The following is a 12569-nucleotide window of genomic DNA, read 5'->3' as shown; positions in this document are numbered from 1 at the left end:
CTTTTTGACACCAGTTCACCAGTCTGATTTTGTAACTGGCAACTTGGGTTATTTATTTCCAGAATCAAGACCGAATTATCGGCTTGATGTTCTTGTTAAACCTGGCTTTGCGGGTGTTTACACTCATGGAATTTGTTGTGCGGCAGGCAATGCAGGAAACTCAAAAATCTTTGGCTGGTCTTTATGATGGTAATCCTAAGCGCGAAACTGCTCGTCCATCTGCTGAACAAATGCTTAGGGCTTTTTGTAACCTTACTCTTTACTTTCTCCCAGATTTTACTATCTTCGTTACCCCCATAAACGATCTTCAAAGACAGATTCTTTCGTTAATGAAAATGCCTGAGTCTCTCTATCAGCTACATTCCAAGCTGTGCAAGACATAATTATCTCTCACCCCTCAAAATTGAGCGAACGGACAGTATTTATGCACCCCTGCTTCTACCTCTATTAATTTAGTGCATCTTCATGGAGAATTGGTATAAGTGAAATTGCTCAACAGTCCTTGGGCTGATAGCCTGCTTAATTAAAAACTGCGATCGCTTCAAGAATGATTCTTGGTCAACTGTACCAAAATAGCCTCAAGACTCTGTAGAGCAACGTTTGTGGTTCGTTGTGTTCAAGGGCGTTGCAACGATGTTTTTCATGAGAGTCGCGTAATTCAAGAAGTACATCGTCTAAAATTGCACTTCTAGCCAATACACGATTGACATTTTCAGTATCGGCGCACCGTCAGAATAAAATTACGAATACTGTAAGCGAGTTTTGATTTATTTGTGACAGTCTAACTAAACGAGTTTCTAAATTCGAGTGGCGAGACGCTTGTCTTATTCTTAAATAATTTATTAAACGACTGCGGATGTTCAAAACCGAGCCGATAAGCGATTTCGCTGACTGAAAGCGATGTTGTGGATAACGCTTCTTTGGCTTTTTCGATTAATTTATTGTGGATATGCTGTTGGGCGTTTTGTCCCGTCAGCGTTCTTAACATATCACTTAAATAATTCAGCGATACGTTTAATTTATCGGCAATATACTTGACGGTTGGAATTCCCGATTGTAATTCATTTTGTCTGTCAAAATACTCGTTTAATAAATCCTCCAGTTTCACCAGCAAATCACTGCTCGCTTTTTTGCGGGTGATAAATTGCCGATGATAAAATCTGTTTGAATAATTAAGCAGTAATTCAAGTTGTGAAACAATCACATCCTGACTAAAGTTATCAATATTGTAACGATATTCCTGCTCCATATTTTCGATAATATCGTTTATGATTGCTTCTTCTTTTTCCGAGAGGTGCAAAGCTTCATTGACCGAATAGTTGAAATACTGATATCGCTTGATCGTTTTGGCTAGCGATGTATTCCATAAAAAGTCGGGATGGATTAGTAGTGACCATCCCCTACGCTTTGATGCTGCATCTTTATCAATCTCCACTCCGAAAACCTGACCAGGCGACATAAAAAACATTACGCCTTCATCAAAATTATACTCCTGCTGACCGTATTTATATTTAGTGTTAGGTGTTCTTTTGAGCGCGATTGCGTAGAAATCAAAGACAAGATTTATTAATTCTTGGTGAGGCAAATATTTAATGGATTCTAAATTAATCACGCTGATTAAAGGATGCTCAGGTTTAGGAAGCTCCAGCATCCGATGATATTCGGCGATCGTTTTAAATCTACGCGGTTGTGTGTTTGTCATATCGAAATGTAATTATTGCTGGTTATAAGCAACCGCGAAATCTTTCGCAAAATCTTTCAGCTTTACTTTACCCAATATTGGTCTATGGCGGAAATAGTCTTCATACAATCTGCCTCCACGCCTAGCGGCATTCATTTCCACAAAACCCTGTGCAGTTTGCGGGTTCATTCCTGATTCCAATAGACCATTTAAAAATTGTTCGTCAGAAATTTCCAGCCATTTCAGATCGGAATTTCCGATGGCTTCGCCCAGAATTTCGGCGATTTCGTTTGGCGAAACTTCATCGCTTGCAATATAACGAATTTCTTTACCATTAAAAGGTTTTTCAATTTCTTCGGCAATCACGGCAGCAATATCTAAAGGGGAGACCCACGGTTCTTTTTCATCGCCGCGATAGTTGCCGACAATCGCGCCTTGTGATTTGATGGTTTGGATAAAGGTATACATGTAAGTGTAAAAACCGACTGGGCGCACGAATTTAATAAAGACCTCTTCCGGCAGCTCTGTTAAAATATTTTCGACATTGTAATGAAACCGGAGCAAGCCAACTCCTTTGTCAGCACCGATGCTGCTCAGATGCACGACACGTTTTACACCCGATTGTTCAATGGCTTGTTTGTAGTTTTTGCCAATCTCGGTGATAGCCGCGATCACATCAACATTCGGGTCGAAGAAAGCATCGGGGGCAAGCGATTCCATCACATAAACGACATCTGCGCCTTTAAAAGTCGCTGATAGAAAGCCAGCGTCTTCCATTGTGCCAACGGCAGCTTTTGCGCCATTCGCTTCAATATCTTTCTGCCTTTCGGCTTTGCTGCTGATAACTGTCACCTGATGCCCTTTTTTCACTAACTCTTGTGTCAGTGGTTTACTAATATTTCCTAAAGAACCTGTCACTATAACTTTCATAAATATTTACTCACAAACTATTTCTAAATTGAAATTTGAATTTCTCTATTTATGGTAAGTAATTTTTGATCTTTAAAGTTAGCCGAATTATCGGTAATTGTATCCAAAATGTAGAATTTTGCTGCTTAACTAGGGTCAGGCCGCAAAGTGTACTGAGTCATTGGGTGTGTTCCAGATTTCTTAAGGCAAATCAGAGTCATGGTTCGCACAACTGCAATTCTACTAATCCTTTCATTCAGAAAAGGGGAATAGGCAATACCCTAAATTAGAGCTTGCTTTTCACATATTAACCCAAGTTGCCAGTTATAAAATCAGACTGGTGAACTGGTGTCAAAAAGGCAATAAAATCCCCTCCAGGAATAAAAACGGAGGGGAAGATGCTAAACGAAATAATTACTGTCTATGCTATCATTGATGACTTGCTGTTCGCGTAGCGTCTCGAAGAGAAGGCGGTTGGGCATGAAGATGATTGCCGTCGAGATATGAGCGATGCAGAAATTATAACTACGGCAGTTTGCGCGGCAATGTTTTTTAATGGCAATCATAGCAAAGCTTGCAGCTATCTGAAAGACCATAATTTGATACCGGATATGTTAGAAAAGTCACGGTTTAATCGACGAATACACGGTATCTCAATGCTGATTAATGACTTGTTTCATCAAATGGGAATGATCTGAAAAGAAATTAGTGATTGTACTGAATATCTTTTAGACTCCTTTCCTGTACCAATTTGTGACAATATCCGTATCTTTAATGTCAAGTTAATCAACTCAGAAGAGTATCGAGCGGAGCCGGAGACGCTCCGCCTCCGGGTTACATAGCATCCAAGAAACGATACTTTTATGGTGTTCGGGTTCAGTTATTAACGACGAAAAATGGTATTCCGGTCGAAAACCAATCCCCAGTAAAGATGGATTTAAAAAATCAAAACCATCTCGTCCCAGAAGAATCCCAAACAGAAGTAGCAAGACTATACTAGGAATGTGAAAATAACCAGCTAAAACTTGAGCAGCAATACCAGCCACAACTGTTGCACTGATCAGAATAGTAATGGGCAAGGATTCTTCCATAGAAAAATTAAGTTGTGTTGTACAACCTCCTATAACTGAATACTCCTAAATTATGAGGTTTATATTTCAGGAAAAAAATGATATATTTACGCTGTGATGTACTAGCTTTTTAACAGGCTGATGCTGGCGCGACAGGCTATGCATAGTTTACTTCACCAAAAGAGTATACTAACGCACTGCTAGCGATCGCTACTAACTCACTTACCTAAATCGACAGGATTGGTCTACAGTCGGAGTCTCTTCAAATTGCACCATTATTAGAACAGCTGGCGCATCGCCTACTGTTCCCGATAAGTGACCCTTATGACCTTGCGCGTCTGCTTTCGTACCCTGATCTTCTCCAAAGGAAATTTCGCCTTCCCCCATCTCGACTCGCTGTCCGTCCATAGTCTCCACAAACCAGCGTCCCGACAAAGGTATGATCCACTGGGGTTTCGGGTTCTCATGCCAGTTACCAACCCATCCCACGGGTAGCACAGAAAAGGTGATTGTAGCACCGGACTGCTTCAAATTAGAAAGCCACTGCGGTGAGGTATCCGGGGCTATGCCTTTTTCCATGAAGTCTTCAATTTGACAACGGGATTGGTGACTTATACCGTCGTCGTCAGTCCAGACGTGCCAGTATTCAATTGTTGGTTTGGGTGATGAGTTATTCTGCATAATAATGGCTCTTTTTGCTCCGAAATGTATTGCAAGGCGAATTAGAAATTAGGAATTACGAAATTCTAACTGTATAATTATGTCCTTCCCACTTGCTGCTTTCAATCCAGAAAAAGGTAAAGTTGATTGGCTGTTGCTGATTATCAGAAATAGAGATATCTACAAAATTTACTCCTAATTTTGTATAAGTAGCAGGTGTGTTTTTTACGGTTTGCCAATTATCATCTGACCAATGCAATTGAAAAGATGCTAAAGCGTGAATTCGTAGTGTATAACCTTTTTTAACTTTGTTTATTTGTCGGTTAAACTTCCAAATTTCTAACGATTTACACTCTTTTCTTTCGCCTAGATATCGATTGGCTACCTCTGGAATCAAATCAAATACCTGACCATCATGATTTGACCGCAACATCTTGATATACTCCGAGTGCGCCCACATCAAAGGCATTGCGGAACCTGTTGGTTTTCCTAAATCCAGATGGTTTTCAGGTGTATCTGCTTCATCCCAAACCTGTTCGGGTAGTAAACAAGTATCTGATGCAAATCCTTCCATCGCCTTAATATATGTTTTGATATCGCCGCCAACAGCTAATTCATAATGTGCCCGTTCTCCTGTTAAGAGAGGCCAAGCGCGTCCCTTACCATAACCAGTATAAGGACTGCCGTCTTCTTGCTGGCCGTAACCGTCGTGGTTGTAACGATGCCAACAAGGCCCAACAGGTGTATCTACTTTTAAAACCGCATCAATTACTTTGACAGAATCAACAATAATCGGGTCATCAGGTTTGCGAATTCCATAGCGTACTAATTGTAAAAACCCGCCATCAACAATTTCCTTAGCGGGAAATTCTGCTGGTTCACCAGGAGGTTGACTGCTGATGAAAAGAGTGCCTTGGTTAGGATTTTCGTTGGATTGAGCATTATTAATATCTGTAGGAGTAATCCGAATATAATGGCGTTTGATTCCAGAAACTAAAGTTCCTTCAGTAGTAACTGTCCAAGCTTCGATGTGAGATTCTAAAAAATCAGCGTATTCTTCGATAAAGTTTGCTGTTACTTCATCGCCACGTTCACGAACAAATTGAGCAGCACAAATTAAGGCGGCAATATTAGATGCTAATGTTGATGGTGAATAACCACTATTTTCTTCCCAGCGTTCTTGTTGGGTAGCTGGGCCGTGACGAATTAAATAACCCGCCGCCCGTAAAATCATCGGATAAATATCAAAGTTTAAACAAGTTTTCTGTTGGTGCAATAGCCATGCTAACAGAATGGGAAATGCCACCTCGTCAAGCTGGATACCTGTCCAATAAGGTTTACCATCAACCCAGAAATTTTGGGGAAACCCGCCATCTTCCTGCTGACTCGTAGCGAGATAAATTAGCGATCGCACTGCTGTTTCTGTCTCACCAGCAGCCACTAAACCTGATACACTACTAACCATATCCCGCGTCCAGACAAGGTGATATCCTCCTTGATCTTCGTCGTCTTTGGCTTCACCCCAAGGGATAGCCAGAGATGCAATTAATGCGCCAGGATAGGTTTTATCTTCATGCGCCAACAACAGACTAATGCTGTTGTGATATAAGTTCCCATCATCATAAGAACTATCTTCTAATGAATGGATGGTGTCGCGCGATCGCTTCCACTGTTCGTTATATAGCTGTTTCTGCTTTTCAAAAGGAATATTGAGTGACTGAAATAGTGTGGAAATTGCGTTGTGCAGGTTTGTGCCAAATGCTAACCCTAAAGTAAACTCTTTACTAGGATTTAGATTTAGTTTTCCAGTTAGTGCCAGGTTGCCATCTACAGCACTGTCAAACTCCCAATCCATCTGAAAATTATCAGCTAAATCTGTCCAACCGTCACTTTCACCGACGTAGCCACAAGAAAGACGGGTAAAAGGAATTGTTGCAGCCATCGCTAACCATGTTCCTCCTTTCTCGGCTGTGAGAACCCGATGTCCAGCAACTTCTACAGCGTAACCATTATTACCTCTACCTCCAACTTCCAGATGTGGTGCACACAAAGCGTATAGCTGGAGTTGAGAAATAAAGTCGCTATCTCCTGTTAACTTGGTGTGTTGTAAAATACAGGATAAATGCGGATCGGCAATCACTTCTTTGATTACAGCATAACGCCCTTGTGGATCGGAATTAGTGATGCGATACCCTAAACCATGAGTCCACATCGGTTCAACTTTTGATTCCAGATGGCGTTTCTCTTCGTGAAAAAAGCTTTTTCCATCAGAAATTAAATACTGCAAATCCCGAACTTGAGGACTGTCTACTGTGGGATGGTAGATTTCAGTAACAACACCATTCCAGATAGTAAACCAAATGTTACTAGAGGTAGAGTAAGCTGTTCCAACTCCATCTTTATTCGCATGAGTCCATCGAGGCTCAATACCCGGTGAGCCGAAAGCCTGTCCTTGACCAAGAATTTTTCTCATAATTTGTTGTGCCGTTTAGTGCTGTAATTGATATTTATTTGATTAAAATTTATTGAGAAATTTGAGACGTTTTTCGAGCAGCAGCTAAGGATTTAGCTTCAATAAAAATTTGTTTAATCTCAGGATGCTTTTGGCTAATTTTTGCTTCTAAACTTTCTACAGTTAATGCTATCTCCTCACCTGTCAATTTTTTAGAAAATTGAATTTCTAAGTTGAGCAATACTTCCTGGGGAGCAAGTTGCATTGTAAGCACCCGGATAACTTCTTGCACTCCTGGTTCTGTTTTTGACAAAGAACGGATATTAGCTATAGTTTGAGGATTAGCACTTTCACCAACTAATAATCCTTTACTTTCTCTCGCTAGTACCACTGCTACTATCGCCAATATAATGCCAATCATAATCGAGGCAATGCCATCAAAATAAACATTATTAAATAGATGTCCTAAAAAAATTCCTATTAAGGCAACTAATAAACCTAAAATTGCAGCAGAATCTTCAAACAATATTGTAATTACTGTAGGGTCTTTACTATTTTTGATCGCTTGCCAAAAATTTTGTTTACCCTTAGTCGGCAAAAACTCTTTTAAAGCTACAGTCCAAGAATAACCCTCCAATAATATTGCTACACTTAACACAATATAATTCCACATTGGGTCTTCTAAAGGACTGGGGTTAATTAAATGAGTAATTCCTTCATAAATTGACATCCCGCCACCAATGGCAAAAATGAGGATAGCAACAATGAAAGTCCAGAAGTAAAGTTCTTGTCCGTAACCAAAGGGATGGCTATCATCTGCTGGTTTTTGGCTCCTACTAATTCCTAGCAAAAGTAATAATTGGTCGCTAGTATCTACCAGAGAATGAATACCTTCAGATATCATAGCGGAACTGCCAGTAATAGAGGCGGCGATAAATTTAGTAATAGCGATCGCTAAATTAGATCCCATCGCCGCAAAGATTGTTTTATTAGATGAATCAGTTGCCATAATTGTAAATATTAGCTTCTAAATAGGTAAGTTTATCACAGATTTCTTTCTCCTCTTTCTCAAAGCATAATGCATCATTTTATGGTGTTCGCCATGTTCTTGTTCGCTGTCGTTATTCATCATTTTCAGCATATTCGGCCCGCCAGTTTTGAAGAACCGCGCAACCAAGAAAGCTGCTAAAGCCAAAAACAAAATATTCAATACTGTAGTGTAGTTAAATTGCATAGATGCCTCAACTACTTTGGCGTTGTGTTCTTGTGGTATTAACCCCAAAATTTGGAATATAACTTCAACGATTAATGCCGCACTTACCATCGCTGTATAGAAAGTGATCGCTAAAAATATGCTAACCTTTAAACCGTAATATTTGCGGTAAATATTTAAAATTGGCAGTATAATCAGGTCGGCAAAAATAAATGCCACTACGCCTCCAAAGCTAATACCTCCATTCCACAGCACAGCCGCTAGAGGAACATTTCCCACAGAACAAACAAAGGTAAATATCGCTACAATTGGCCCAATAATTGGCCCCCAGAACTTCGACCATATCGGGTGATCTGTGAGAAAGAATGCTTGCCAAAAGTCATTGGATACCCAAGCAGCCAAAGCACCTCCAATTACTAATCCCAGTGCAATATCTAACCATACTGAAACCCAGTCCATGACAAAGTAGTGGCTAATAGCTGTAAACCCTTTGTCAGAAAAAATTCTTTGCCAAATTGAACCTTCTGTCACCGACATATCCATGTTGGCGTGTCCTTCCATTTTGCCAGAAAGTCCCTGATTCGCTTGCTGTTTAGCTGATTTCACCATCTGGGGTTTTAGGAATACTTTAAACAGAAATACTAATATGGCAATCATCAATAGTCCGCCGACATACTCAGCCAGGGTAAATTGCCACCCCATTAATACTGCCAAGATAATGCCTAGTTCAATGACTAAATTAGTTGAGGCAAACTGAAATGCGATCGCTGCTGTAAAGTTACCACCTTTGCGAAAGATTGAACGGGCAAGGGCGACAGAAGCATAAGAACATGACGATGAAGCTGCACCCAAACCACAGGCTACTGCGATCGATTTTGGTGACGCATCTGGTAGTAGTCGGCTCATTTACCCTTTGGAAATTACCGCTTGAACAATCCCTGATAGTGTAAAACCAAGAATGAGTGCCCAAAAAATTTCCCAGAACATAGAAAATGTCATGCTGAGTGCTAGGAAAATTCCATTTATGGGGTCGCTAAAAGGGTTTATAGTGTTCATTTTTATCAATTATCAGAACAGTTTTAGACCAATTTGTAATTTGTTGTAGAAATTTCTAATTCACCATCAAGATGGGTAACTTCCCATTGGGTTTGTTCGCCATTGCGCCAAAATCGCAATCCCACTGTAGCGTCTCCTACTGACAAATTTGTGAGTTCTAAATCGGGTAAGCAATCTGGTAGATTCGGCTGTACTTTTAACTGTTGTTTGGAAGCATCAGCTTTGAGTCCTAAGATGGTACGAATGAGGAATAAAATTGAACCAGCAGCCCAAGCTTGGGGTATGTTAGCGTCTGGGTATGGGACTGGAAAGTTATCATCTTGACGTTCAATTCCCGCAAACAATTCTGGCATTCGTCCAGCTTGAAAATAACTAGCAGCAGCAAAGATACCCTCAGCAATGCGGTTAGCTTCTTGGTGATAGCCATATCGCTTTAATCCGGCGGCAATTATGGAGTTGTCGTGAGGCCATACACTACCTCGTTGATAACTAATTGGGTTATATGCCTGATTTTCAGATGAAAGAGTCCGCACACCCCAACCACACCACATATCTGGTTGAAAAAGTCGGTTAACAAGTTTTTTTGCTCGTTCCTCTGGGACAATACCAGACCAGAGCAGATGACCAGGATTTGAGGTAATTGATTGAATCTGCTGCTTTTTATCATCTAATCCTAAACAGTAAAAGCCAACTGAATCCATCCAAAAGCGATCGTTAAATCGTTGATAAAGTTCTTCGGCTTTTTGACGCAGCTTTTTGGCTTGTTCTTTTTCGCCCCACACCTCATAAATTAAGGCTGCTCTTTGCCAAGCGTCATAAACGTAACCTTGTACTTCACACAAAGCGATTGGCGGCTCAACTAATTGTCCATCGGGGTAAACTATTGCATCACCTGAATCTTTCCAACCTTGATTGCGTAATCCTTTTGACGAATGAGTTAAATACTCAACAAAGCCATCGCCGTCAAAGTCGCCGTATTTGTCAATCCAATTTAGTGCCTTTTCGAGTGGCGCTCGACACTCATCAAGCATACTGACATCGGCGTTCCAGTTATAGGCTTCAGCTAAAGTAACAATCCAAAGGATGGTAGTATCTACTGTTCCGTAGTAGGGATGATATGGAAGTAGGTTTAATGTAGTTAACTCATCGCGGCGCATTTCGTGCAGCATTTTGCCCGGTTGGGCATCGTGCCAATCATCCAACTCAGTTGCTTGGAGTTGAGCTAGTTTGAGTAACGTGCCACGGGCAAATCCATGATAAACTGCGATCGCTTGCAAGCTAGCAATTATTGAGTCACGTCCAAAAACAGCAACAAACCAGGGAATACCAGCAGCAGGCATCCAAAATTTATGTCCATTATCATCCACATCAATGCGTAGCGCTCCCATATCCGCGATCGCTTGCTGATAGTATTCGGCAATTTCAGCATTAGACGATCGCAATTTTGTCGCATTAGTCAGAAATTCATCCCTAACCTTTCCCGCTTTTGTACTGTGAGGCACAGCGCATGTGTTTTGAGGTTTGAAAACATTTCCATCGGCTAAGGCTGTAAAATTGACACAAGTGTGCCATGTCTTGCCAGGAGCGATCGTCACATCAAACATTAAACGACCATTGGCATAGCGTGGCTCATTATTACCACAAACTGGCTCAATTACAATACCTCGCAAGAAAGAGCCGTTGTGATATTCAGTGGTGAGTACACCATTTTCCCATTTGGTTTGTGTCTCACCTCGCGTCAATATTTGCTGTGATTTGACATCAAAAATATCTGCAAAATCAGAGCGTATAGCTAGCATTAATTGAAACTCAACAGCTTTACTGTGATAGTTAGTTATATCAATATCTTCATGCATACCTTCCACAATGTCGCGCCGAACCGTTACAAGCAAACTACCAGGAGGTAAAGAGTCGTTGATAATAGGAAGTTGCGGATTAGTAAATTGGTAAAGCGCATTATGATGAGTCATATTGCTAGAGGCTAACAGCGAAAGTCGGCAGCGATTGAGAGAAATTTCGTAGTAAGAAATTAGCCGTGTGTCCCAAACAAAAAAACCTTGAGGTAAATTTTCGTCGATAGAACCATCACTAGCCGTTACTAAAAAAGAGGAACCATCGTTGATGGTTATCAAACCCGAATTGACAGTAACTTTTGTAGGCATTCTCAATTAACCAATTCTGTGGTTTTAATTTCCCCGCTTCCAAAAAGCGCCAAGTTTTGTGGTGTGGCTCTTTTTAAATCCCAATTACAAAACTTAATTACGTTAGCAAGTCCGTAAACATCATTACGAATTACGAATTACGAATTATCTTAACCATTCTCTGTAAAACCTGGATACAAAGTCATACCACCATCTACAAACAGTGTTGTACCGTTGACATAATCAGAGTCATCAGAAGCCAACCAAACTGCTGCTTTAGCAATGTCTTCTACATCACCCACACGTTTTGCTGGAATCAATTGTAGTAACTTCGCCTCTGCTTGTGGGGTATCCCAAGCTGATTTGTTAATTGGGGTTTTGATTGCACCAGGAGCAATACTATTAACACGAATTTTGTGTGGGGCAAGTTCTTGGGCAATACTTTGCATCATCATATTAATACCACCCTTACTAGTAGCATAATTAACATGACCAGCCCAAGGAATTACCTGATGTACGGAACTCATACAAATAATCTTACCTGCCGCACATGAAATATCAGGCTTCACCCCTCGCCGCAAAAATTCTTTTGCAGCTTCCCTAGCACATAAGAATTGTCCCGTCAAATTTAGCCCAATAACTGCATTCCATTGATCGAGGGTCATATCTATAAATGCTGAGTCTTTTTGAATACCTGCATTACTTACTAAAATATCAATAGTGCCAAATTGTTTAAGGGTTTGGCTGAACATTGCCTTTACTTGGTCTTCTTTGCTGACATCGGCTTGAATAGCGAATGCTTCTCCATTAGCAGCTTTGATATCATCAACAATTTTTTGGGCTGATTCAGCTTCCGAATGATAGTTGATAGCTACTGCTGCACCTGATGCAGCCAAATAGCGAGCGATCGCTTCACCAATGCCAGAACTACCACCTGTTACAAGTGCTTTTTGACCTTTAAGCAGATAAGGGGAATAACTCATAATAATTTTTGAGAATTTTTGCTATGTATTTTCATTTGCAAAGTTTGAGAACAGCTAATATAGAAAACTTCTGATTGAATCCAAATTGAAGCCAGATGTCCTATGTTGAACTTTTTATACTAAACTACATATTCTACTTATGTAGAGATATTTTTCTGATTCTGGCATCACTTTAGACGTTTGCAAGAATAAACGCTTCTAGCCATTGGAATAATAAATATCTCTATCAAAAGAACTAGAACAATTTCATAACGATTTCATTATTGGATGAAATCTTTAAATAATGAAGTCAGTTGTGTGTTTTTCTAAAGTAAAAGATAATAAATTTATTTTCCCATCTACATTTATTGATAAAATTGGGGAATACAGAAATTTAGCTAAACATTGAATCATAATTTATCTAA

At 40.2% G+C, this 12569-nt stretch carries 10 protein-coding genes; 1 reads left to right on the top strand and 9 read right to left on the bottom strand.

From position 1 onward, the window contains the following. The coding region (locus ACFFAP_RS28810) for a hypothetical protein (protein WP_375514439.1) at window positions 1-187 on the top strand (187 nt) is incomplete at its 5' end. A gap of 594 nt (window positions 188-781) precedes the next feature. Here ACFFAP_RS28810 and ACFFAP_RS28805 read toward each other — a convergent pair. The 9 genes from ACFFAP_RS28805 to ACFFAP_RS28765 form a co-directional block, all read right to left on the bottom strand. Then, window positions 782-1702 (bottom strand): helix-turn-helix domain-containing protein, encoded by a 921-nt coding sequence (locus ACFFAP_RS28805; RefSeq protein WP_375514438.1) that lies wholly within the window; start codon window positions 1700-1702, stop codon window positions 782-784. Window positions 1703-1714: 12 nt separating this feature from the next. Then, window positions 1715-2611, bottom strand: coding sequence for an NAD(P)H-binding protein (locus ACFFAP_RS28800; protein ID WP_375505894.1), 897 nt, complete (start codon window positions 2609-2611; stop codon window positions 1715-1717). A 770-nt stretch (window positions 2612-3381) separates the two neighbouring features. Beyond that, window positions 3382-3681, bottom strand: a complete 300-nt coding sequence (locus tag ACFFAP_RS28795) for a hypothetical protein (protein ID WP_375514437.1) — start codon at window positions 3679-3681, stop codon at window positions 3382-3384. Window positions 3682-3882: 201 nt separating this feature from the next. Continuing rightward, window positions 3883-4341: a cupin domain-containing protein gene (locus tag ACFFAP_RS28790; protein WP_375514436.1), complete on the bottom strand. Its 459-nt coding sequence runs from the start codon at window positions 4339-4341 to the stop codon at window positions 3883-3885. A 55-nt stretch (window positions 4342-4396) separates the two neighbouring features. Beyond that, entirely contained in the window at window positions 4397-6793 is a 2397-nt protein-coding gene (locus tag ACFFAP_RS28785; RefSeq protein WP_375514435.1) for a glycoside hydrolase family 15 protein, read from the bottom strand. Between the two features lie 49 nt (window positions 6794-6842). Continuing rightward, complete coding sequence (locus tag ACFFAP_RS28780) at window positions 6843-7781, bottom strand: cation diffusion facilitator family transporter (protein ID WP_375514434.1); 939 nt, start codon at window positions 7779-7781, stop codon at window positions 6843-6845. 18 nt (window positions 7782-7799) lie between these two features. After that, the gene (locus tag ACFFAP_RS28775; RefSeq protein ID WP_375514433.1) at window positions 7800-8891 is read right to left on the bottom strand and encodes a permease; all 1092 of its coding nucleotides are present in this window, start codon (window positions 8889-8891) and stop codon (window positions 7800-7802) included. A gap of 173 nt (window positions 8892-9064) precedes the next feature. Next, a complete protein-coding gene (locus ACFFAP_RS28770) occupies window positions 9065-11203 on the bottom strand; it encodes a glycogen debranching N-terminal domain-containing protein (RefSeq protein ID WP_375514432.1) in 2139 nt (712 codons plus the stop codon). 149 nt (window positions 11204-11352) lie between these two features. Then, window positions 11353-12165, bottom strand: a complete 813-nt coding sequence (locus ACFFAP_RS28765) for an SDR family oxidoreductase (protein ID WP_375514431.1) — start codon at window positions 12163-12165, stop codon at window positions 11353-11355. Window positions 12166-12569 lie beyond the last annotated feature (404 nt).

The organism is uncultured Nostoc sp. (assembly GCF_964245575.1).
Taxonomy (GTDB): domain Bacteria; phylum Cyanobacteriota; class Cyanobacteriia; order Cyanobacteriales; family Nostocaceae; genus Nostoc.
This window is presented reverse-complemented; position numbering and strand designations above follow the sequence as displayed.

What these genes read in the sequence shown, in the direction of transcription:
- ACFFAP_RS28790 (WP_375514436.1), bottom strand. Translation starts at nt 4,341, where the DNA reads ATGCAGAATAACTCATCACCCAAACCAACAATTGAATACTGGCACGTC.
- ACFFAP_RS28765 (WP_375514431.1), bottom strand. Translation starts at nt 12,165, where the DNA reads ATGAGTTATTCCCCTTATCTGCTTAAAGGTCAAAAAGCACTTGTAACA.
- ACFFAP_RS28775 (WP_375514433.1), bottom strand. Translation starts at nt 8,891, where the DNA reads ATGAGCCGACTACTACCAGATGCGTCACCAAAATCGATCGCAGTAGCC.
- ACFFAP_RS28800 (WP_375505894.1), bottom strand. Translation starts at nt 2,611, where the DNA reads ATGAAAGTTATAGTGACAGGTTCTTTAGGAAATATTAGTAAACCACTG.
- ACFFAP_RS28785 (WP_375514435.1), bottom strand. Translation starts at nt 6,793, where the DNA reads ATGAGAAAAATTCTTGGTCAAGGACAGGCTTTCGGCTCACCGGGTATT.
- ACFFAP_RS28770 (WP_375514432.1), bottom strand. Translation starts at nt 11,203, where the DNA reads ATGCCTACAAAAGTTACTGTCAATTCGGGTTTGATAACCATCAACGAT.
- ACFFAP_RS28805 (WP_375514438.1), bottom strand. Translation starts at nt 1,702, where the DNA reads ATGACAAACACACAACCGCGTAGATTTAAAACGATCGCCGAATATCAT.
- ACFFAP_RS28780 (WP_375514434.1), bottom strand. Translation starts at nt 7,781, where the DNA reads ATGGCAACTGATTCATCTAATAAAACAATCTTTGCGGCGATGGGATCT.
- ACFFAP_RS28795 (WP_375514437.1), bottom strand. Translation starts at nt 3,681, where the DNA reads ATGGAAGAATCCTTGCCCATTACTATTCTGATCAGTGCAACAGTTGTG.